We start from the raw sequence: 20,480 nt of genomic DNA on the forward strand, positions 1-20,480 counted from the left end.
ACCGCAAATTATGTAAACCACGTTGGAAAAAAACAGTTAATAACAATAAAGACGAGGATGTAGGGATGAAAAAGAAACACGTCAATGCCCGGTTGATCTGCCAAGTGTCAGCTGCGGCGGCATTGGTGCTGGCCGGCAATGCAATGGCTGCCGATGCATTCAGCTCCGATTCGAAATGGATGACTGGCGACTGGGGTGGCGAGCGTACCAAGCTGATCGAGCAAGGTATCGATATCAAGGCTGATTACGTTGGGGAAATGGGCGCCAACCTGCATGGCGGCTACAACGACGACAAAACCGGTCGCTACAGCGACCAGTTCGGTCTGGGCGTGGCGCTGGACCTGCAGAAACTCTGGGGCTGGGACAACACCCAGGCCAAGATCCAGCTGACCAACCGTAACGGTCAAAACATCTCCAACGACCGCGTTGGCGATCCGCGTGCCGGCACCTTGTCGTCTTCGCAGGAAGTCTACGGTCGTGGCCACATGGTGCGTCTGACCCAGTTGTGGATTCAGCACCAATTCTTCGACAACAAGCTCGACGTGAAGGCCGGTTACTTCGGTGAAGGCGAAGACTTCAACACCTTCCCGTGCGAATTCCAGAACCTGGCGTTCTGCGGCTCGCAAGTGGGTAACTGGGCGACCAACATCTGGTACAACTGGCCCGTCAGCCAGGCCGCGATCCGCGTGAAGTACAACATCAACGACGAGCTCTATGCGCAGATCGGTGCGTACAACCAGAACCCGTCGCAGCTGGAACACGGCAACGGTTTCAAACTCAGCGGCAGCGGCACCAAAGGTACTGTTCTTCCTGTCGAACTGGTCTGGTCGCCGAAGGTCAACAGCCTGCCGGGCGAATACCGCATCGGTTACTACAAGAGCACGGCGGACGCCAGCGACGTGCGTGAAGACGTCAACGGTTTCGACGCGGCGACCACCGGCGACGCCTACAAGACCCACAGCAGCAAACACGGCTACTGGTTCGTCGCGCAACAGCAACTCACCAGCCACAACGGTGATGCGACTCGTGGTCTGAACATTGCGGCCAACGCCACGTTCCACGACAAGGACACCAACTTCATCGACAACTACCAGTCGGTGATGTTTGTCTACAAAGGCCCGTTCGACGCACGTCCGAAGGATGACGTCGGCATTGGCGCGGCGCGTATCCACGTCAACGATGACGTGAAGAAAAACGCCGAGCTGCTGAATGTCTCCAACGGTGTTTCGGACTACGACAATCCGGTGTTCTCGCCGATTCGTGAAACCGAATACAACTACGAGATCAACTACGGCTTCCACGTCACCAACTGGCTGACCGTACGTCCTAACCTGCAGTACATCACTCACCCGGGTGGTGTGGATGAAGTGGACAACGCATTGGTCGCTGGCCTGAAAATTCAGTCTACGTTCTGACGCGTCTGCGATAAGCTCCTCTCTATGTGCGCATATTTGCGGACAGCGAGGGGGCGTTCTCAATTGTTTTACCCGCCGCGGTGGGAAAAACAATTGAGAACGCCCCCTAGGCTGTCCGCTTTTTTTTGAGGGCTGGCGCAGCCCGTAACAGATGAATTCGGAACCGTGGCCAATGCCTGAGCATCCGCTGCAACGCTTCTTCAAATCCCTGCGCGAACAACCGGTGTTTGCCTGGGAGCGCTATCAGATGCGCGACGTGCTGGTGATTGATCATCCGCTGTGTCAGGCGGTGTTCAGTCGTCAGGGCGCGCAGTTGCTGCACTTTCAGCCGCGCGGGCAGAAACCGTGGTTGTGGTGTGCGGCGAAGTGGCCGCACGTTGGCGCCATTCGCGGCGGCGTGCCGGTGTGCTGGCCGTGGTATGGCCGTCATCCGAGCGAAAACGCATGGCCCTCCCATGGCTGGGCGCGGCTGCTCGACTGGAAACTGATCGACAGCAGCAGTGCCGATGACGGCGTGCGCCTGCATTGGCAGTTGCAGCTGTGCGACTGGCAGGCGGACCTGCATGCGCACCTGGGCGAACGCATGGAATTGCGCCTGAGCACCGAGCATCAGGACGACATGCCGTGCCAGCTGAGCCAGGCTTTGCATGCTTACTGGCGTATTGGCGATGTTGGTGAGATAGCGCTGTCTGGGCTCGAAGGCGCGCAAGGTTATGACCAATTGAGCCGCCAGTCCTGCCAGCAGGAAGGCGAGTTGCGCGTGGATGGCGGTTGTCAGCGGGTGTTCCAGCATGACGGCGAATTGCAGCTCAAGGATCACGCCTGGCAGCGCGAGCTGTGCATCGACACCGGCGCCAGCGCCGACACGGTGGTCTGGCACCCGGGTTCACGGCCATTGTTGGGCGTGAGCTGGGATGAAGTGGCAGAGTTTGTCTGTGTCGAAGCGGCGGCCGGCGGGACGGACAGCCTGCATCTGGCGCCGGGGGAGAAGGCGCATTTGAGTTTGCAGGCGTGGGCAGCTGCATGAAAATCAAAAGATCGCAGCCTTCGGTAGCTCCTGTATGGGGTGGCGTACACATCATGCAGGAGTTGCCGAAGGCTGCGATCTTTTACGCGAAGCGTCCTAATTGAACTCGTCACCCACCGGATACCGGCTCGCATTCAGGCTCTCTTTGATCTTGCGCAGATGCGGCTGGAAATCCACCCCGCGACGCAAGGTCATGCCGGTCGCCAGCACGTCCAGCACGGTCAGCTGAATGATCCGCGAGGTCATCGGCATATAGATGTCGGTGTCTTCCGGCAGCGGAATGTTCAGGCTCAGGGTACTGGCCTTGGCCAGTGGCGAGTTCTCCGCCGTCAGGCCCAGCACCGAAGCGCCGTTCTCCCGGGCGATGCGCGCCACTTCCACCAGCTCGCGGGTGCGGCCGGTGTAGGAAATGATCACGAACAACTCACCGGTATGCGCCACCGAAGCAATCATCCGCTGCATCAGCACATCCGCATGCGCGGTGACGGCGAGGTTGAAACGGAAGAACTTGTGCTGCGCATCCAGCGCCACCGGTGCCGAAGCGCCGAGGCCGAAGAAGTGGATCTGCCGCGCCTGGATCAACAGGTCGACGGCGCGGCTGATCAGGTTCGGGTCCAGCGCCTGGCAAGCGCTGTCCAGCGAGGCGATGGCGCTGCCGAAAATCTTCTGCGTGTATGCCTCGGGATTGTCATCGGCCTCGACCGCGCGGCTGACATACGCCGCGCCACTGGCCAGGCTCTGCGCCAGTTGCAGCTTGAGTTCAGGGTAGCCGCTGACACCGAACGAACGGCAGAAACGGTTGACCGTCGGCTCGCTCACCGACGCCGCCTGGGCGAGGGCGGCGATGCTGAAGCGGGTGGCCTGCTGCGGGTTGAGCAGGATCACCTCGGCGACTTTGCGTTCGGCCTTGTTCAGCTCTTCAAGGCGACTCTGGATCTGTTCCAGTAAATTTCGCACGCGGTCCATATGGAATTCCTAATTCACCTGCGCAAAGTTGCGCCGGGCTATGCAAATTGGGCCTTTGATGTGGCCCGTGACGGTGGCCTATCCTACTGATGGCTCCGACCGACCACCACTCGGAATCTGTATTTTGCGAAAATGTTGTGGTTATTACTACATTTTCCCTTGAGTGATGCCTTGAAAAAAGGTATTTGTAGCTTAACTTGATAAAAGAACAAACATCATGCCTTCGATTACGGTTGAACCGTGCACCTTTGCCTTGTTCGGCGCTTTGGGCGATCTTGCCCTGCGCAAGCTGTTTCCTGCCCTTTATCACCTCGATGGCGCCGATCTGTTGCACGAGGACACGCGCATTATCGCGCTGGCCCGTGAATCCGGCTCCGAGCAGCAGCACCTGGCGTTCATCGCCGCCGAATTGCGCCGTTACGTCGGCAAAGAGCTGGACGAAGCCGTGGCCGAGCGCTTTCTGGCGCGCCTGAGCTACCTGCACGTCGACTTCCTCAAGGCTGATGATTACGTGACGCTGGCCGAAGCCGCCGGCACCGCGCAACGCATGATTGCCTACTTCGCCACCCCGGCGGCGGTGTACGGCGCGATCTGCGAGAACCTGGCCAAAGTCGGTCTGGCGGAAAACACCCGCGTGGTGCTGGAAAAGCCGATCGGTTCCGATCTGGAATCCTCGCGCAAAGTGAACGACGCCGTGGCGCAGTTCTTCCCCGAGAACCGCACCTACCGCATCGACCACTACCTGGGCAAAGAGACCGTCCAGAACCTGATCGCCCTGCGTTTCGCCAACAGCCTGTTCGAAACCCAGTGGAACCAGAATTACATCTCCCACGTGGAAATCACCGTGGCCGAGAAGGTCGGCATCGAAGGCCGTTGGGGCTACTTCGACAAGGCCGGCCAACTGCGTGACATGATCCAGAACCACCTGCTGCAGCTGCTGTGCCTGATCGCCATGGACCCACCGGCCGACCTGTCCGCCGACAGCATCCGTGACGAAAAGGTCAAAGTGCTCAAGGCCCTGGCGCCGATCAGTCCGGAAGGCCTGACCACGCAAGTGGTGCGCGGTCAGTACATCGCCGGCCACAGCGAAGGCAAGTCCGTACCGGGCTACCTGGAAGAACCCAATTCCAACACCCAGAGCGACACCGAAACCTTCGTCGCCCTGCGTGCCGACATCCGCAACTGGCGCTGGGCCGGCGTGCCGTTCTACCTGCGGACCGGCAAGCGCATGCCGCAAAAACTGTCGCAGATCGTCATCCACTTCAAGGAACCGTCGCACTACATTTTTGCGCCGGAACAACGCCTGCAGATCAGCAACAAACTGATCATTCGTCTGCAACCGGATGAAGGCATTTCCTTGCGCGTGATGACCAAGGAGCAAGGCCTGGACAAGGGCATGCAACTGCGCAGCGGACCGCTGCAACTGAATTTCTCCGACACCTGGCGCAGCGCGCGGATCCCCGACGCCTACGAGCGGTTGTTACTGGAAGTGATGAACGGCAATCAGAACCTGTTTGTCCGTAAAGATGAAATCGAAGCCGCGTGGAAGTGGTGTGACCAGTTGATCGCCGGGTGGAAAAAATCCGGTGACGCGCCCAAGCCGTATGCGGCCGGGTCGTGGGGGCCGATGAGCTCGATTGCACTGATCACGCGGGACGGGAGGTCGTGGTATGGCGATATCTGATGTGAAACTGCCCGAGGGCGTGCACGCCCATCCGTTCAAAAGCCCGGTGCTGCTGGCCGAGGGTTTGGCGCTGAACGTCGCCAAGCAACTGAACGAAGCCATCGGCGCTCGCGGCAACGCGGTGCTGGTAGTGTCCGGCGGTCGCAGCCCGGTGGCGTTTTTCCAGCACCTGGCCAAGCAGGAACTGGACTGGTCGAAGGTCGTCGTGACCCTCGCCGACGAGCGCTGGGTACCGGTCGAACACGCCGACAGCAATGCCGGTCTGCTCAAGCAGTACCTGCTCAAGGGCCCGGCGGCCAAGGCGCAGTTCCTCAGCCTTTACAGCGCGGCGACCAACGTCGAGCAGGCTGCCGAACAGGCCGACCGGTTGCTCGCCGAACTGCCGCCGATTGACGTGCTGGTGCTGGGCATGGGCGATGACGGTCATACCGCGTCGCTGTTCCCCGACAGCCCGAACCTGACTGAAGCGTTACAGGCGGATGGCACTCGTCGCTGCTGGCCGATGCTGGCGCCAAGTGTGCCGCGTCAGCGCCTGACCATGAGCCGCGCGCTGCTGGCTTCGGCCAGGCACAAGATTCTGTCGATTTCCGGTCAATCGAAACTGACCACCCTGAATGCCGCACTGGCATCCGACGACGTCGCGGCCATGCCGGTTCGCGCGTTTCTGCAACCTACGTTAGAGATTTACTGGTGCCCATGAGCCAAGGAACAGCCGCTATGACAACCCCATCCCCGACCGTTTCCATGGCGGACAAAGTTGCCCTGATCGACAGCCTCTGCGCCAAGGCGCGGATCCTGCCGGTGATCACCATCGCCCGTGAACAGGACGTGCTGCCGCTGGCCGACGCCCTGGCCGCCGGTGGCCTGACGGCGCTGGAAGTGACCCTGCGTTCGCAGTTCGGTCTCAAGGCGATCCAGATCCTGCGCGAACAGCGTCCGGAGCTGGTGACCGGTGCCGGCACCGTGCTCGATCGCAACATGCTCGCGGCTGCCGAAGCGGCGGGTTCGCAATTCATCGTCACCCCGGGCATCACTCGTGACCTGCTCGAAGCCAGCGTCGCCAGCCCGATCCCGCTGTTGCCAGGCATCAGCAACGCCTCCGGCATCATGGAAGGCTATGGCCTGGGTTATCGCCGCTTCAAGCTATTCCCTGCGGAAGTCAGCGGTGGCGTGGCAGCGATCAAGGCCCTCGGCGGCCCGTTCGGCGAAGTGAAATTCTGCCCGACCGGCGGCGTCGGCCCGGCCAACATCAAGAGCTACATGGCGCTGAAAAACGTCATGTGCGTGGGCGGTAGCTGGATGCTGGATCCGGAGTGGATCAAGAACGGCGACTGGGCGCGCATTCAGGAATGCACCGCCGAGGCCCTGGCGCTGCTGGACTAAAAGTTTTTACCTGACACTTCGTTGTGTGTTCTACGGCTTTACGGTGCGCTTGGTCGGTGCACCGTTTTTTTTTGCCCGGAAAAACCCATTCTCGGTAGGAGCTGCCGAAGGCTGCGATCTTTTTAAAGCCAGGATCAAAAGATCGCAGCCTTCGGCAGCTCCTACAGGTGGATGGGGATCATCGTTACGCTGCGATACATAGTTACCGCACAGGCGCTTGGGCGTGGCGTTAATCTGCGTTCATCTTATGGAAGAGAGAACGTGTCATGGAACGAGATACTTCAGCCTCATCGCCACAACCGATCTATCAGTTGGCCCCCGAACAGATCGCCGGGCCGTACTTCCGCAATCCCAAGCTGCTGCGCCGCAACATCAGCGAAGGTGCCGACGGGCTGCCCCTGCTGCTGCGCCTGAGCATCGTCGACGCCATGACCGGCGAGCCGGTGGGCGGGGCGCTGGTTGATATCTGGCACTGCAATGCGCGGGGCGCCTATTCCGGATGGAGCCGGGTCAACCCGGATCTCGAAGCCGACACCGATGCCATCGGCTCGATCCCGCGCACCGACGACGACACCTACCTGCGCGGCAGCCAGTTCTGTGATCACAAGGGGCGGGCGCGGTTTACCACGATCTATCCGGGGTTCTACGCCGGTCGGGCGCTGCATATTCATGTGGCGGTGCGCATCGTTACCGGCGGTGAATATCTGGAGGAGCGCAACGTGGCCTGGGTCGGTCAGCTGTATTTCCCCGAGGTGGTTTCGCGCTCGGTACTCGCCGCCCGGGATTATCGCGGCCGGGCTTCGACGCCGCTGAACAACGCCGAAGACAACTATTACGCAAACATGGGCGGCGAGGGCTCGACCCTGACCGTGTGGCCGATCGGCCGTGACTCTCACGAGGACGGTTTTTTCGGTCACCTGACCATCGGCATCGACACCTTCGCGGCCTCATCGCAGATCAAGCCCGAGGACTTCGACAAATACACCGTGTGAGCGAATCAGCGCAGCTCGTTGAGCGCGCGTGTCAGGGTCTGCATGTCGGCGTCGGTGGTGGTCAGCCCCGGGGTGATACGGATGCTCGGCCCGCTCGCTGCGCCGTTGCGCACCACGGTGAACAGGTTGTACTCGTTGAGCAGGCGCTCGACCATCGCCTGTTGATCGGTGTGGCGGGTGAAGCGCATCGAGGTGATGCCGCAATACAGGCGTGGATCGTCCGGGGTCATCACTTCAATGCCCGGCAGGTGCCGCACTGCGCTGACCCACAGGTTGCGCAGGTAATTGAGTCGCGCGCCTTTGGCCGCGGCCCCGCCGAGCGAACGGTGTTCCTCGAGCGCCAGCGGCAGGGACATCAGCGCCGGGATGTTCGGCGTGCTGTACGGCGTGCGCGCGCGGACGTCGCTGGCCGGAAAGTGCATTTCGCCCATGTCCGGATCGATGTCGGCAAGGCGCTGCGGGGCGATGTACAGAAAGCCCAGGGTCAATGGAGCGCCAATCCACTTGTGCAGGTTGAAGCCGGCGAACGAGATACCCAGGGCTTCGAGGTTGAACTCGATCTGACCGAGTGCGTGGGCGCCGTCGAGGATGATGTCCACGCCATGTTGTTTCGCCAGCGCGGCGATGGCCTGCACCGGCATCACCAGCCCGGTACGGTGGGTCACATGGGTCAGAGCCATCAGCTTGAGTTTCGGGTAGCGGATGAAGGCTTCGCGGTAGGTGTCCAGCAGGCTGTCGAAACTGGCCGGGTGGGTGTGGCTGATCTCGATCACGTCCACGCCACGATGCCGCGCCAGCCAGCGCATGGCGCCTTTGACCGTGTCGTATTCGAGGTCGCAGATCAGCACCTGATCGCCCGGTTGCAGGCGGTTGTAATTGCGGATCAGCGACTGCAGGGCGTCACTGGCGTTACGGGTGAAGGCCAGGCTCTGGGCGCGCACGCCGATCGTCTCGGCCAGTTGCGCACGAATGTCGAGGCTGTCGTGCTGCTCGAAACGCTGGCGCACATACACCGAGTTGCTGGTGTTGATCAGCTCGATGTTGCGCTGGTAGTCCTCGATCACCGTGCGCGACATGCGTCCGAAATAACCGTTCTCCAGGTTCAGCGGGCCGGTTTGCGCTTCGTAGCGATCGGCGAAGGTTTGCCAGAACGCTTCGTCACGGGCACGGCGGGTGTTGTCAGGCATGGTCGATTCGGCTCAAGAGAGGAGGGCGCTTCAGTGGCGCGGGGCAGGTTTGCCGTGTTTGGCGCGTAACGGCTCGAGCAGGTCCGACAGACCGTTATGGTCGATTTCCTGCATCAGCGCCAGCAGTCCACCGAGTTCGCCATGCGGGAAGCCTTCGCGGGCGAACCAGTTCAGATAGGGCCCCGGCAGGTCGGCAATGATCCGGCCCTTGTACTTGCCGAAGGGCATTTCACGGGTGATCAACAGTTCAAGCTTTTCGGGATTCATCAATGGCAATCATCTGGATTCAAAACACTCTGGAAAATACAGGCATTCTGCATGCAGGCCAAATGACAGATCATGCAAATAACCGTGATACAGATGGTTCATTTATTTTTAAGTCATTGATAAATAACTAAAATAATCTGTTTGGAAAGCTGGCACGCACACTGCAATAACCCTTGCATCTTCAACCAACCGCAAGGAATTGAAAAATGACTGACATGAATAAAGAAGCCATCTCTGTACTCAACGACCTGATCGAAACCAGCAAGGACGGTCAGGAAGGGTTCAAGACTTGCGCCGAAGACATCAAGCATCCGGAACTCAAGGCGCTGTTCGCCAAGCGCTCGGCCGATTGCGCCACCGCCGCTGCCGAACTGCAAGCCACCGTGCGTTCGATGGGCGGTGATCCGGAAACCTCCACCAGCGTCAGCGGTGACCTGCACCGTCGCTGGGTCGACGTCAAAGCCATGTTCACCGGCAAGGACGAAGAGGCTGTGCTCAACGAAGCCGAGCGCGGTGAAGACCACGCCCTGAAGGCTTATCGCGAAGCCATCGAGAAAATCAACAAGCACAGCCTGGTCGGTATTCGTGACCTGGTTGAGCGCCAGTACCATGGCGTGCAACGCAATCACGATCAGGTGAAAGCTCTGCGTAACCAGGCTCGTGCCCGTTCGTAAGGGTTCGCAGGTTACAAAAAACGCCAGCTAGTCTGGCGTTTTTTTATGCGTGAGGGAAAAGCCAAAGATCGCAGCCTGCGGCAGCTCCTACCTTGGAATGCGTTCCCCTGTAGGAGCTGCCGAAGGCTGCGATCTTTTCAATCAGCCGATGCTGATCGCCGGCAGCGTCGGCAATGTCACAGTCTGCTGCTTGCGCGGCGCGAGGATCTCAGCCTCGCCATCCACGACCAGTTCATCACGCTGGTTGAACACGCGAGTGGCGATGCGAACGCGAAACTTCGGCAGCTTCTCGAGAATTTCCAGGCGCACGGTCAGGGTGTCACCAATTTTCACCGGCTTCTGAAAACTCATCTGCTGACCGATGTAGATGGTGCCCGGCCCAGGCAGCTCGCACGCGACCGCGGCGCTGATCAGTGCACCGCTGAACATGCCGTGGGCGATGCGCTCCTTGAACATGCTGGCCGCAGCGAACTCGGCGTCCAGGTGCACCGGGTTGTGGTCGCCCGACATCGCGGCGAACAGCTGAATGTCGCGCTCTTCGACGGTCTTGCTGTAGCTGGCGGTCTGGCCGACTTCGAGGGCTTCGTAAGGGATATTGGTAACCTGGGTCATCGGTCTTGATTCCTGTGACGAATTAAAGTGAATCCACAAAAAATTATTCGCTGCGGTGAGGGCGCCGATGGCGCAGGGCCTGGTCGATCCAGGTCAGCACATCGGCAATCACTTCGTCGCGATTGGTTTCATTGAACAATTCGTGCCGCGCCTGCGGGTAGATCTTCAGTTGCAGGTTCTGGCTGCCGGCCGTGCGCAAGGCATTGGCCAGATCTGTCAGACGCTTGCCTTCGCTCACCGGATCACATTCACCGCCGATCACCAGCAGCGGCAGGCCCGGGTCGATCTGGGCGAGATTGGACGCTTTGCTGATCTGCTGCAAGCCACCGAGCAGATCGATCCACAATTGATTGGTGCAGCGAAAGCCGCATAACGGGTCGTTGGCATACCGATCGACCTCGACCGGGTCGCGGCTCAGCCAGTCGAACGGCGTGCGTGCCGGTTTGAATTGCTTGTTGAACGAGCCGAACGACAACCACTCGATCAACGCGCTGCGCCCCTTGCCGCCCTGACGCAGTTTCTCGAAACGGGCGATCTGTCGCGCTGCGCCGTAGAGCGCCACTGGCTGGAAATTCGAACCGCTGAGAATCGCCCCGTGCAGGCTGGCGCTGTGATGCAGCAGATAGCCCTGGGCGAGGTAGCTGCCCATGCTGTGCCCGAGCAGGATGATTGGCACATCGGGGTGCTGCTGGCCAATGTGCTGATTGAGGCTGGCCAGATCGCCGATCACCTTGCACCAGCCATCGTCATCGGCGAAATGCCCGAGCGTGCCGTTATCAGCCGTCCTGCCATGGCCGCGCAGGTCCGGGGCGTACACCCCGTAACCTTGTGCGCAAAACGCTTGCGCCAGGCGCTCGTAGCGCGCGCTGTGTTCGGCCATGCCGTGGGCCAGCAGGATCACCGCTTTCAAGGGTGCGGCCGGCAGCCACTGGTTGACGAAGAGGCGGCTGCGGTCACTCGCGTCCAGCCAGAAGGCGTGGTGGATCATGGCAATTCCTTTTTATCGAGCGGTAACGGCCCGCAGTCGTAGCATTGTATAGCGCGTCCGATCAGCTCACGCCACGGCAGGAAGATTCATACGATCAATGTCGCCATCGCCCATATTTGCCTCAATGGCCATAACTGCTAGTGTCCGTGAAGCTCCGCTTTTTGCTTTTTGCTTTTAAGGGATAACAGCGAAAGAGCAGAAAAGCGGCTCCCGGATCGATTCAGGTAAAGAGGACAAGAACAATGCAACCTGATTTCTGGAATGACAAACGCCCCGCTGGCGTACCGCTGGACATCGACATGGGCGAGTTCAAGTCGGTGATCGAGGTGTTTGAGCGTTCCTGCAAGAAGTTCGCGGACCGTCCGGCCTTCAGCAACATGGGCGTGACCCTGACCTACGCTGAGCTGGAGCGCTACAGCGCGGCGTTCGCCGGTTACCTGCAAGCCCACACCGATCTGGTGCCGGGGGATCGCATCGCGGTGCAGATGCCCAATGTGCTGCAATATCCGATTGCCGTGTTCGGCGCCTTGCGCGCCGGGCTGATCGTGGTCAACACCAACCCGCTGTACACCGCGCGCGAGATGCGCCACCAGTTCAAGGACTCGGGTGCGCGGGCGCTGGTGTACCTGAACATGTTCGGGCAGAAGGTCCAGGAAGTGCTGCCCGACATGGACCTGCAATACCTGATCGAAGCAAAGATGGGCGACTTGATGCCCACCGCCAAGGGCTGGCTGATCAACACCGTGTTCAGCAAAGTGAAAAAAATGGTCCCGGCGTATTCGCTGCCGCAGGCCATTTCCTTCAAGAGTGCGCTGCGCCTGGGTCGCGGCCTGGGCATCAAGCCGTTGAAAGTCGGCCTCGACGACATCGCCGTGTTGCAATACACCGGCGGCACCACCGGCCTGGCCAAAGGCGCCATGCTGACCCACGGCAACCTCGTGGCGAACATGCAGCAGGTGCGCGCGTGTCTGGCGCAGTTGGGGCCTGACGGCCAACCTTTGTTGCGCGAAGGGCAGGAGGTGATGGTGGCGCCGCTGCCGCTGTATCACATCTATGCTTTCACCGCGAATTGCATGTGCATGATGGTGTCCGGCAATCACAACGTGCTGATCACCAATCCGCGAGACATCGCAGGCTTCATCAAGGAGCTGAAGAACTGGCGCTTTTCGGCGTTGCTGGGGCTCAACACCCTGTTTGTCGCGCTGATGGATCACCCGGACTTCAAGACCCTGGATTTCTCCAGCCTCAAGCTGACCAACTCCGGTGGCACCGCGCTGGTCAAGGCTACCGCCGAGCGCTGGGAGCAGATCACCGGTTGCCGCATCACCGAAGGTTATGGCCTTACCGAAACGTCGCCAGTGGCCTGCACCAACCCGTATGGCGACAAATCGCGCCTGGGCACAGTCGGCCTGCCGGTGCCGGGCACGTTGTTGAAAGTCATCAATGACGAGGGTGTCGAGCAGCCGATGGGCGAGCGTGGCGAGTTGTGCATCAAAGGCCCGCAGATCATGAAAGGCTACTGGCACAAGCCCGAAGCCACCGCCGAAGTGCTGGATGCCGAAGGCTGGTTCAAGTCCGGTGACGTCGCGGTGATCGACCCGGACGGCTTCGTGCGCATCGTCGACCGCAAGAAGGACATGATCATCGTCTCCGGTTTCAACGTGTACCCCAACGAGATCGAAGACGTGGTCATGGCCCACCCGAAAGTCGCCAACTGCGCGGTGATCGGTGTGCCGGACGAACGTTCGGGGGAGGCGGTGAAGCTGTTTGTGGTGGCGCGGGAAAGCGGGGTCAGCCTCGAGGAGCTCAAGGCGTACTGCAAAGAGAATTTCACCGCCTACAAGGTGCCGAAACACATCGTGCTGCGTGAGTCATTGCCGATGACGCCGGTCGGCAAGATTCTGCGGCGGGAGTTGCGCGATATCGCATAGAAAACCCGGAAGCGAAAAGATCGCAGCCTTCGGCAGCTCCTACATTGGAATGCGTTCCCTGTAGGAACTGCCGAAGGCTGCGATCTTTTGCTTTGAAGTCCCCTGAATCCGGGGCTTTCAGGGTGTTATAGGATTTTTGCTCTAAAATGACCGTTAGAAAGTCTTGAGTCATTAAAGTGACCATGAAGGCCGCTTTTGGCTCTAGTCGGCCCTTGCCAAAGCTGCTACTCTCGGCGCGCTTTGTGACTTCTCGGCCTGTATAAAAGCCAGATTCACCAATACAAAACACACACCAATAATAATCGCATCAAATGCGGTGAAGAATTCGCGTTGCTGAGGAGTGGGCTTCCATGATCGAAGACTTTTGGAAGGATAAATACCCGGCTGGAATTGCTGCCGACATCAATCCAGACGAGTACCCGAATATTCAGGCAGTGTTGAAGCAATCCTGCCAACGCTTCGCCAACAAACCGGCTTTCAGCAACCTGGGCAAGACAATCACCTACGGTGAACTGTACGAGTTGTCCGGTGCGTTTGCCGCGTATCTGCAACAGCATACCGACTTGCAGCCCGGTGATCGAATCGCCGTGCAACTGCCCAACGTTCTGCAGTACCCGGTCGCCGTCTTCGGTGCGATCCGCGCCGGGCTGATCGTGGTCAACACCAACCCGCTGTACACCGCGCGGGAAATGGAACACCAATTCAACGACTCCGGCGCCAAAGCCCTGGTTTGCCTGGCGAACATGGCGCACCTGGCCGAAGCCGTAGTGCCGAAAACCGGGGTCAAGCACGTTATCGTCACCGAAGTCGCCGACCTGCTGCCGCCGGTCAAGCGCCTGCTGATCAACAGCGTGATCAAGTACGTGAAGAAGATGGTGCCGGCGTATCACCTGCCCAAGGCCGTCAAGTTTAACGACGTGTTGAGCAAGGGCCACGGCCAGCCTGTGGCCGAAGCCAATCCGCACAGCAGCGATGTCGCGGTGCTGCAATACACCGGCGGCACCACCGGCGTGGCCAAGGGCGCGATGCTCACTCATCGCAACCTCGTCGCCAACATGCTGCAGTGCAAGGCGCTGATGGGCTCCAACCTCAACGAAGGTTGCGAGATCCTGATCACGCCGCTGCCGCTGTACCACATCTATGCGTTCACCTTTCATTGCATGGCGATGATGCTGATCGGCAACCACAACATCCTGATCAGCAACCCGCGCGATCTGCCGGCGATGGTCAAGGAACTGTCGAAGTGGAAGTTCAGCGGTTTTGTCGGCCTGAACACACTGTTCGTGGCGCTGTGCAACAACGAAGGCTTCCGCAAGCTGGATTTCTCCAACCTGAAAGTCACCCTGTCCGGCGGCATGGCCCTGCAACTGGCCGCCGCCGAGCGTTGGAAAGCGGTGACCGGTTGCTCGATCTGCGAAGGTTACGGCATGACCGAAACCAGCCCGGTGGCCACGGTCAACCCGATTCAGAACATCCAGATCGGCACCATCGGCATTCCGGTGCCGTCGACCCTGTGCAAAGTCATCGACGATGCCGGTGTCGAGCAGCCCATGGGCGAAATCGGCGAACTGTGCGTCAAGGGCCCGCAGGTGATGAAGGGCTACTGGCAGCGTCAGGAAGCCACCGACGAGATCCTCGACAGTGAAGGCTGGCTGAAGACCGGTGACATCGCGCTGATCCAGCCCGATGGCTACATGCGCATCGTCGATCGCAAGAAAGACATGATTCTGGTCTCTGGTTTCAACGTCTATCCGAATGAGCTGGAAGATGTGCTGGCGACTTTGCCGGGCGTGTTGCAGTGCGCCGCCATCGGTGTGCCGGACGAGAAATCGGGCGAGGCGATCAAGATTTTCATCGTCGCCAAGCCGGGCGTGACCCTGACCAAGGAAACCGTGATGGAGCACATGCGCGCCAACGTCACCGGCTACAAGGTGCCGCGTTCGGTGGAGTTCCGCGATGCACTGCCGACCACCAACGTCGGCAAGATCCTGCGCCGCGAGTTGCGTGACGAAGAGCTGAAAAAGATCAAGGCGAAGAACGCCGCGTAAAACAAAAAGCCCCGCAGATGCGGTAATGCTGCTCACTTAAGAAATTTTGCGTTCAATTGAAACCCGTGGCGAGGGAGCTTGCTCCCGCTGGGTCGCGAAGCGGCCCCAAAAGAGGGACTGCTACGCAGCCCAGCGGGAGCAAGCTCCCTCGCCACAGTCACAGTGTCGGGCTTAAGTGAACAGCATTACGCAGATGCGGGGCTTTTCTTTGTAAAAAAAGATCAAAAGATCGCAGCCTTCGGCAGCTCCTGCAGCGTTCAGTGCAGGAGCTGCCGAAGGCTGCGATCTTTTGCTGTTACTGGCGGAACGGCGCGAAGTTCACGTTGGTCCCCGCCGGACGCATGTCCTGCAGGTACGAATCCTTGTCTGCACTCAATTCCAGGCTCAACGCTGCCTTGCGCTTGCCTTCGTTGCGAATCACCAGGCCTTCGAGCTTTTCACGCAGGAACACCGTTGGCACTTTCAGGTGCAGCAGTTCGTCGGTGGCCGGGGTGTGCATCAGCAGGTGAATCCACTCGTACTGACCGATCGCCAGGCGCGACACCGGCAGGTCGAACCACCAGATGTTGCGGTTGCGGTTCAGTTCGGCGAAGTGGCAGTTGTTGGTGCCGAGCACAGCACCGCCCAGTTCCTGGTTGCGACGGGCAATGGCCTGCTTTTTATCGAGTTTCATAACATTCCTGCGGGATCTGATCGTTGGCGCACGGCGCCCATAGGTGCGCATTCTCGGGGCTTGAGGGGCAAACATAAAGCCCAACCTGCGTTGTACGACGAAATGAAGGGCGAAAATAAATGAAACTCGTGGCAAACCCGCCCGGTCAACCTTTACGTACTGACTTTTCCCCTTCAATGCACCCAGGAGAAACACCATGAGTAGCACAGGCGATAAAGTAAAAGGCATGGCCAACGAAGCCGTCGGCAACGTCAAGCAAGGCGTCGGTAAAGCCACCGACAACACCAGACTGCAAGCCGAAGGCAAGCTGCAAGAGAAAAAAGGCGAGGCCCAGCAAGCGGTGGGCAAAGCCAAGGACGCCATCAAGAAAGGCGTCGACAAGGCGTAATCGAGCCTTGCTTGAACGAATGACAGGAACGGCCATCCAAGGATGGCCGTTTTTGTGTCAAAACCAGACGATCATCCACGAAGGTCGCCAAGTAGGCTACCGTGATGTAAAAAACGGCCCCTGAGTCGCCACGACTTCAACCTGTATTGCGGCGAAAGGAGACGCGAATGATTTTTCCGGACATGAAAGGTCTGCCCCTGCACCGGGTGATGGTGCGCACGGTCACCGAATTCATCGACGACGAGATGTCGACCTACGCCTCGGCACTGGCCTACCAGATGCTGTTTTCGCTGTTCCCGTTCATTTTGTTCCTGATTGCCCTGATCGGTTTCCTGCACCTGCCGGACTTTTTCAGCTGGTTGCGCCTGCAATCGGAACTGGTGCTGCCACCGCAGGCGCTGGAGCAGGTCAACCCGGTGATCGATCAGTTGCAGCAGTCCAAGGGCGGCTTGCTCTCGGTCGGTATCGTCATCGCCCTGTACACCGCGTCTGCCGGCGTGCGCCTGATGATGAGCGCGATGAACGCCGCCTACGATGTGGTCGAAGGCCGGCCGATCTGGAAGCGCTTTCCGCTGTCGGTGTTCTACACCATCGGTATTGCCGGCATGTTGCTGGCGGCGGCGGCGCTGATGGTGCTCGGGCCGCAGGTGATGGGCTGGATTGCCGCGCAGGTGGGGCTGGAAGACTTCATCGTCACCGTGTGGACGATTGCGCGCTGGCCGGTGATCGTGATTCTGATGATGGTCGCCGTGGCGCTGATCTACTATGTGATGCCCGACGTCAAACAGGAATTCCGCTTCATCACCCCAGGCTCGGTGCTGGCCGTGGTGGTGTGGATCATCGCCTCGCTGGGGTTTGCGTTCTACGTCAAAACCTTCGCCAACTACAACGCGATGTATGGCAGCATCGGGGCGATCATCGTGTTGTTGCTGTATTTCTATATTTCGTCGGCGGTGCTGCTGCTCGGGGCCGAGATGAATGCGGTGATCGAACACTTGTCCAGCGAGGGCAAGAACTCGGGAGAGAAAGTCCCGGGCGAACTCGATGAACATCCCAAACAACATGTCTCGGGCCTGGGGCGCGATCATTCGCTCAAGCCGGACACTGACGAAGCCTGATCATGATTCGTGAAATCCTCAAAATGGGCGACGAACGTCTGCTGCGCATCGCCCCGCCGGTGCCGGCCGCGATGTTCGACAGCCCTGAGCTGTGGCAACTGATCGACGATATGTTCCAGACCATGGAAAGTGTCGGTGGCGTTGGCCTGGCTGCGCCGCAGATCGGCGTCGACCTGCAACTGGTGATCTTCGGTTTCGAGCACAGCGAACGCTACCCCGACGCTGAAGCGGTGCCGCAGACGATCCTGATCAATCCGCTGATCACGCCGTTGAGCCCGCTGACCGAAGAGGGCTTCGAAGGCTGCCTGTCGGTGCCCGGTCTACGCGGCGCGGTGGATCGTTATCAGCAGATTCGCTACGAAGGCTTTGATCCCAAGGGTGAACCGATCGTGCGCGTGGCATCGGGCTTTCATGCGCGGGTGGTGCAGCATGAGTGCGATCACCTGATCGGCCGCTTGTATCCGTCGCGCATCACCGATTTCAGCAAGTTCGGTTTTACCGAAGTGATGTTCCCGGATCTCGATCCCACAGCTGACGATTAAGCAAAATCAAAAGATCGCAGCCTGCGGCAGCTCCTACAGAGATTGGTGTAGGAGCTGCCGCAGGCTGCGATCTTTTGATCTTCAAACAAGCCCCATCGCAATCATCGGCTTGCTCCGCGCATACCGGCTCAACCGCTCGGCCAGCGCGTAGGGCAGGATGGGGTCGAAGCTGAAGCCGCGGCGCTCATAGAACCCGCGCAAATCCGGATGGCAGAACAGCCACACCGGCTCCTGCAAGTCCTTCACCGCAGCAGCGATCAACTGCGCGGCAATTCCCTGTTCACGGCAGCCCGGATCGACAAACAACCCGGTCAACCAATACCCGCCCGCCACCGACCGCAAGCACAACGCGGCGACGATCTCCTCGCGCCGTGCCACCCACAGTTGCGCATCGCGCACGGCCTTCATCGACGATTGGTGGCTGCGGTAGAACTTGTTCATCAACGGCCATAGGGAGGCGTCTAGCAGACTGTACTGGGTATCGGGCATGGGATCGGACTGGCGGCGGGCAAAGCGCCGATTATAAAAGAACGGGCGACGCTGGATAGGTGTATACCTGAGCCTACATCCCTATGAGTGGAGTACGCATCATGTCCAAAGGTATGGATTCAAAGAAAGCCGCGAAGAAGAAGCCGGCCAAGACCGCCATTGAAAAACGTGCAGAGAAGAAGGCCAAGAAGGTCGATATTTTCGGTCATTGATCACGTCCCTCGGGAGCCTGGTTTTCGGGCTCCCGCCTCAGCGAAAAGTTCTGCAAGATGGCGCAGCATCGTTGCACAGAAGGGGAAGATCCCCGTTCCGAGCAATGCCATGTCCCATTATTTCGACGCCGATCATCGGCAACAGATCGAAACCCTGCGCCAACGCTTCACCGCCCGCACCGAATGGCCGACCTGGTTGCTGCTGATCGGCGTGTACAGCGGCTGGTTCGCCATCATGCTCAACAGCCATTGGCTCGGCCGTGGCTTTAGCACGCTTCCGCGGCCAACGCCGCCATCACCGTCGGCCGCTGCTCAACCCGTGCCTGAAACCGCGCCAACGCCGGCCACTGCGCCAGTTCAATGTCAAACAATCCCGCCCAGCGCAGCACCACAAACAGCAATGCATCCGCCACGCTGAAGCCGCTCGGCAGCAAATAGTCCTGCTGCTCCAGCACCGCAACCAACACCGCAAAGCGCCTGAACAATTTCTCCTTGATCACCTCGCCCGGCAGACGTTCGTCAAACAGTGCACCGAGGCCACCATGGATCTCGCTCGAAACGAAGTTCAGCCACTCCTGCAAGCGCACCCGTTCGAAACTGCCGGGCGCCGGTGCCAGCCCCGATTGCGGCTGCAGATCCGCCAGGTATTGCAGGATCGCCGGGCCTTCGCTCAGCACCGCGCCGTTGTCCAGTTGCAGGGCTGCGACGTAACCCTTGGGATTGATCGCGAGGAAGTCTTCGCCGCTGGCGGTGCGCTTGCTGCGATTGTCGACGCGGATCAGCACGAAGGGCAGTTTCAGTTCGCGCAACACAATATGCGGCGCCAGCGAACAGGCTTGCGGGGCGTAATACAGCTTCATCGGCAGCTCTCTGGTGGGGATCTGACGCCAGTGTCATAGTGCCGCGTACCCTCGGTAAAATTAATCTTTCAGAAAGCAGCCATAAGGACAGCTACTGGCATGATGAACCTGATGCATTGGCGGCTGGTGGTCGCCGTGGCCGATCACGGCAACATCACGCGCGCGGCCGAACGGGTCGGCATGACGCAGTCCGGCGCCAGCCAGGCCCTGGCATTGATGGAAGAAACCCTCGGCGTGCAGTTGTTCAGCCGCGAAAACCGCAAGACCTTGCCCACCGCGATTGGTCTACCGGTGATCGAACAGGCGCGGCTGATGCTCGGCGCGCTGGAAACCATTCGCCAGACCGTCGACAGCGTGCGGCCGATGCTGCGCGGGACGATCCGTCTGGCGAGTTTTCCCATGGTGCTGGCGAGTTTTCTTCCGCCGCTGCTGCGCCAGTTCAATCGCCTGTACCCGGGCATCGAAGTGGTGGCGCTGGAGGTCAGCGACGACGAGGTGGAGACCTTGCTCGCGGCCGGTCTGGTGGACGTCGGCGTAGTGCTCAACCCGGCGCCCGAGCGCAATGCCGGGCCGTTGGGTCGCGACGCCTGGGTGGCGGTGGTGCCGGCGGGGCATCCACTCGCGCTGCGAGGCGCCGAGCAAGGCGTCAGCCTGCAAGAACTGGTGGCATTGCCGTTTGTGCTGGCCACCGGTGGTTGCTCGACCAACGCCCGCAGCCTCGCCGTCGCCGCGGGGTTGCAGTTGCAAGATGTGCGGGTCGAGGTGCGCGAGTGGAACAGCGCCTTCACCCTGGTCCGGGAACACCTCGGCGTGACCCTGGTGCCGGAAATGACCTTGCCGGCTGACCGGCAGGGGTTGCGGATCCTTGCCCTGACGCCACGCATCGAACGAGTGTTTTCGCTGGTGCTGCCTGCGGGGCAGACGCCTTCACCGGCGGTGCAGGCCTTGCTGGATCTGGTGGCAGATACGGCTCGCGCGACGATGCGCTGAACCGTTTCTTGTGCAAAAAGTGCCAGATACTGGC

The 20,480-nt window shown here is 59.9% G+C and carries 21 protein-coding genes and 1 pseudogene; 14 read left to right on the forward strand and 8 right to left on the reverse strand.

The genetic code is table 11. The features are described from left to right. The first annotated feature begins 65 nt into the window (after positions 1–65). The gene (locus KKQ10_RS26325; protein WP_215502760.1) at positions 66–1,415 is read left to right on the forward strand and encodes a carbohydrate porin; all 1,350 of its coding nucleotides are present in this window, start codon (positions 66–68) and stop codon (positions 1,413–1,415) included. 172 nt (positions 1,416–1,587) lie between these two features. Further along, positions 1,588–2,442, forward strand: a complete 855-nt coding sequence (locus KKQ10_RS26330; protein ID WP_215502761.1) for a D-hexose-6-phosphate mutarotase — start codon at positions 1,588–1,590, stop codon at positions 2,440–2,442. 96 nt (positions 2,443–2,538) lie between these two features. On the opposite strand, the gene KKQ10_RS26335 is transcribed toward KKQ10_RS26330, so the two are convergent. Beyond that, a complete protein-coding gene (locus tag KKQ10_RS26335) occupies positions 2,539–3,399 on the reverse strand; it encodes a MurR/RpiR family transcriptional regulator (protein WP_169842436.1) in 861 nt (286 codons plus the stop codon). Positions 3,400–3,625: 226 nt separating this feature from the next. On the opposite strand from KKQ10_RS26335, the gene zwf reads away from it, so the two are divergent. The 4 genes from zwf (at position 3,626) to KKQ10_RS26355 (ending at position 7,467) form a co-directional block, all read left to right on the forward strand. Beyond that, the gene (zwf, locus tag KKQ10_RS26340; protein WP_127651289.1) at positions 3,626–5,092 is read left to right on the forward strand and encodes a glucose-6-phosphate dehydrogenase; all 1,467 of its coding nucleotides are present in this window, start codon (positions 3,626–3,628) and stop codon (positions 5,090–5,092) included. Then, the gene (pgl, locus tag KKQ10_RS26345; RefSeq protein WP_215502762.1) at positions 5,079–5,792 is read left to right on the forward strand and encodes a 6-phosphogluconolactonase; all 714 of its coding nucleotides are present in this window, start codon (positions 5,079–5,081) and stop codon (positions 5,790–5,792) included. The genes zwf and pgl overlap by 14 nt, the downstream gene beginning before the upstream one ends. Positions 5,793–5,809: 17 nt before the next feature. Next, positions 5,810–6,475, forward strand: coding sequence for a bifunctional 4-hydroxy-2-oxoglutarate aldolase/2-dehydro-3-deoxy-phosphogluconate aldolase (locus tag KKQ10_RS26350; protein ID WP_127651291.1), 666 nt, complete (start codon positions 5,810–5,812; stop codon positions 6,473–6,475). Positions 6,476–6,741: 266 nt separating this feature from the next. Beyond that, on the forward strand, positions 6,742–7,467 hold the full coding sequence (locus KKQ10_RS26355; protein WP_127651292.1) for an intradiol ring-cleavage dioxygenase: 726 nt from the start codon (positions 6,742–6,744) through the stop codon (positions 7,465–7,467). Positions 7,468–7,472: 5 nt separating this feature from the next. On the opposite strand, the gene KKQ10_RS26360 is transcribed toward KKQ10_RS26355, so the two are convergent. Beyond that, positions 7,473–8,654: an aminotransferase class V-fold PLP-dependent enzyme gene (locus KKQ10_RS26360; RefSeq protein ID WP_127651293.1), complete on the reverse strand. Its 1,182-nt coding sequence runs from the start codon at positions 8,652–8,654 to the stop codon at positions 7,473–7,475. Positions 8,655–8,684: 30 nt separating this feature from the next. Then, on the reverse strand, positions 8,685–8,921 hold the full coding sequence (locus tag KKQ10_RS26365; RefSeq protein ID WP_003227425.1) for a DUF3820 family protein: 237 nt from the start codon (positions 8,919–8,921) through the stop codon (positions 8,685–8,687). Between the two features lie 206 nt (positions 8,922–9,127). Between KKQ10_RS26365 and KKQ10_RS26370 the strand changes: the two genes are divergently transcribed. Further along, on the forward strand, positions 9,128–9,595 hold the full coding sequence (locus KKQ10_RS26370) for a ferritin-like domain-containing protein (protein WP_127651294.1): 468 nt from the start codon (positions 9,128–9,130) through the stop codon (positions 9,593–9,595). A gap of 141 nt (positions 9,596–9,736) precedes the next feature. Here the strand turns inward: KKQ10_RS26370 and KKQ10_RS26375 are convergent, their stop codons facing one another. Further along, positions 9,737–10,207: a MaoC family dehydratase gene (locus KKQ10_RS26375; RefSeq protein WP_003227420.1), complete on the reverse strand. Its 471-nt coding sequence runs from the start codon at positions 10,205–10,207 to the stop codon at positions 9,737–9,739. A gap of 43 nt (positions 10,208–10,250) precedes the next feature. Then, positions 10,251–11,195 carry an alpha/beta hydrolase gene (locus KKQ10_RS26380; RefSeq protein WP_215502763.1) on the reverse strand — a complete coding sequence of 315 codons (945 nt, stop codon included), beginning with the start codon at positions 11,193–11,195 and terminating at the stop codon, positions 10,251–10,253. 242 nt (positions 11,196–11,437) lie between these two features. Here KKQ10_RS26380 and fadD2 point away from each other — a divergent pair, with 242 nt between their 5' ends. Then, entirely contained in the window at positions 11,438–13,126 is a 1,689-nt protein-coding gene (gene fadD2, locus KKQ10_RS26385; protein ID WP_215502764.1) for a long-chain-fatty-acid--CoA ligase FadD2, read from the forward strand. A 350-nt stretch (positions 13,127–13,476) separates the two neighbouring features. Continuing rightward, on the forward strand, positions 13,477–15,174 hold the full coding sequence (gene fadD1 / locus KKQ10_RS26390; RefSeq protein WP_127651297.1) for a long-chain-fatty-acid--CoA ligase FadD1: 1,698 nt from the start codon (positions 13,477–13,479) through the stop codon (positions 15,172–15,174). A 295-nt stretch (positions 15,175–15,469) separates the two neighbouring features. Here fadD1 and KKQ10_RS26395 read toward each other — a convergent pair whose 3' ends face one another. After that, positions 15,470–15,847 carry a hypothetical protein gene (locus KKQ10_RS26395; RefSeq protein WP_007951149.1) on the reverse strand — a complete coding sequence of 126 codons (378 nt, stop codon included), beginning with the start codon at positions 15,845–15,847 and terminating at the stop codon, positions 15,470–15,472. Positions 15,848–16,043: 196 nt separating this feature from the next. Here KKQ10_RS26395 and KKQ10_RS26400 point away from each other — a divergent pair, with 196 nt between their 5' ends. From KKQ10_RS26400 to def, 3 genes are all read left to right on the forward strand, one after another. Beyond that, positions 16,044–16,235: a CsbD family protein gene (locus KKQ10_RS26400; RefSeq protein WP_065259333.1), complete on the forward strand. Its 192-nt coding sequence runs from the start codon at positions 16,044–16,046 to the stop codon at positions 16,233–16,235. 167 nt (positions 16,236–16,402) lie between these two features. Then, a complete protein-coding gene (locus KKQ10_RS26405) occupies positions 16,403–17,353 on the forward strand; it encodes a YihY/virulence factor BrkB family protein (protein ID WP_127651298.1) in 951 nt (316 codons plus the stop codon). Positions 17,354–17,355: 2 nt separating this feature from the next. Continuing rightward, positions 17,356–17,895 carry a peptide deformylase gene (gene def, locus KKQ10_RS26410; protein WP_127651299.1) on the forward strand — a complete coding sequence of 180 codons (540 nt, stop codon included), beginning with the start codon at positions 17,356–17,358 and terminating at the stop codon, positions 17,893–17,895. Between the two features lie 81 nt (positions 17,896–17,976). Here the strand turns inward: def and KKQ10_RS26415 are convergent, their stop codons facing one another. After that, on the reverse strand, positions 17,977–18,384 hold the full coding sequence (locus KKQ10_RS26415) for a GNAT family N-acetyltransferase (protein WP_215502765.1): 408 nt from the start codon (positions 18,382–18,384) through the stop codon (positions 17,977–17,979). 321 nt (positions 18,385–18,705) lie between these two features. Between KKQ10_RS26415 and KKQ10_RS26420 the strand changes: the two are divergent. Beyond that, positions 18,706–18,873 (forward strand): annotated as a pseudogene (locus KKQ10_RS26420) (fatty acid desaturase); the annotation flags it as partial. Here KKQ10_RS26420 and gstA read toward each other — a convergent pair. After that, complete coding sequence (gene gstA / locus KKQ10_RS26425; RefSeq protein WP_215502766.1) at positions 18,863–19,456, reverse strand: glutathione transferase GstA; 594 nt, start codon at positions 19,454–19,456, stop codon at positions 18,863–18,865. The pseudogene KKQ10_RS26420 and the gene gstA sit on opposite strands and share 11 nt — an antisense overlap. Before the next feature lie 99 nt (positions 19,457–19,555). Between gstA and KKQ10_RS26430 the strand changes: the two genes are divergently transcribed. Next, a complete protein-coding gene (locus tag KKQ10_RS26430) occupies positions 19,556–20,446 on the forward strand; it encodes a LysR family transcriptional regulator (RefSeq protein ID WP_215502767.1) in 891 nt (296 codons plus the stop codon). Positions 20,447–20,480: the final 34 nt, after the last annotated feature.

Source organism: Pseudomonas sp. MG-9, from assembly GCF_018729515.1.
GTDB lineage: Bacteria > Pseudomonadota > Gammaproteobacteria > Pseudomonadales > Pseudomonadaceae > Aquipseudomonas > Aquipseudomonas serboccidentalis.

Coding starts and splice junctions, on each gene's coding strand:
- KKQ10_RS26395 (WP_007951149.1), bottom strand. CDS start 15,847: ATGAAACTCGATAAAAAGCAGGCCATTGCCCGTCGCAACCAGGAACTG.
- KKQ10_RS26375 (WP_003227420.1), bottom strand. CDS start 10,207: ATGACCCAGGTTACCAATATCCCTTACGAAGCCCTCGAAGTCGGCCAG.
- gstA (WP_215502766.1), bottom strand. CDS start 19,456: ATGAAGCTGTATTACGCCCCGCAAGCCTGTTCGCTGGCGCCGCATATT.
- KKQ10_RS26380 (WP_215502763.1), bottom strand. CDS start 11,195: ATGATCCACCACGCCTTCTGGCTGGACGCGAGTGACCGCAGCCGCCTC.
- KKQ10_RS26360 (WP_127651293.1), bottom strand. CDS start 8,654: ATGCCTGACAACACCCGCCGTGCCCGTGACGAAGCGTTCTGGCAAACC.
- KKQ10_RS26415 (WP_215502765.1), bottom strand. CDS start 18,384: ATGCCCGATACCCAGTACAGTCTGCTAGACGCCTCCCTATGGCCGTTG.
- KKQ10_RS26350 (WP_127651291.1), top strand. CDS start 5,810: ATGACAACCCCATCCCCGACCGTTTCCATGGCGGACAAAGTTGCCCTG.
- KKQ10_RS26365 (WP_003227425.1), bottom strand. CDS start 8,921: ATGAATCCCGAAAAGCTTGAACTGTTGATCACCCGTGAAATGCCCTTC.
- fadD2 (WP_215502764.1), top strand. CDS start 11,438: ATGCAACCTGATTTCTGGAATGACAAACGCCCCGCTGGCGTACCGCTG.
- pgl (WP_215502762.1), top strand. CDS start 5,079: ATGGCGATATCTGATGTGAAACTGCCCGAGGGCGTGCACGCCCATCCG.
- KKQ10_RS26430 (WP_215502767.1), top strand. CDS start 19,556: ATGATGAACCTGATGCATTGGCGGCTGGTGGTCGCCGTGGCCGATCAC.
- KKQ10_RS26330 (WP_215502761.1), top strand. CDS start 1,588: ATGCCTGAGCATCCGCTGCAACGCTTCTTCAAATCCCTGCGCGAACAA.
- KKQ10_RS26355 (WP_127651292.1), top strand. CDS start 6,742: ATGGAACGAGATACTTCAGCCTCATCGCCACAACCGATCTATCAGTTG.
- KKQ10_RS26325 (WP_215502760.1), top strand. CDS start 66: ATGAAAAAGAAACACGTCAATGCCCGGTTGATCTGCCAAGTGTCAGCT.
- fadD1 (WP_127651297.1), top strand. CDS start 13,477: ATGATCGAAGACTTTTGGAAGGATAAATACCCGGCTGGAATTGCTGCC.
- KKQ10_RS26400 (WP_065259333.1), top strand. CDS start 16,044: ATGAGTAGCACAGGCGATAAAGTAAAAGGCATGGCCAACGAAGCCGTC.
- def (WP_127651299.1), top strand. CDS start 17,356: ATGATTCGTGAAATCCTCAAAATGGGCGACGAACGTCTGCTGCGCATC.
- KKQ10_RS26405 (WP_127651298.1), top strand. CDS start 16,403: ATGATTTTTCCGGACATGAAAGGTCTGCCCCTGCACCGGGTGATGGTG.
- zwf (WP_127651289.1), top strand. CDS start 3,626: ATGCCTTCGATTACGGTTGAACCGTGCACCTTTGCCTTGTTCGGCGCT.
- KKQ10_RS26370 (WP_127651294.1), top strand. CDS start 9,128: ATGACTGACATGAATAAAGAAGCCATCTCTGTACTCAACGACCTGATC.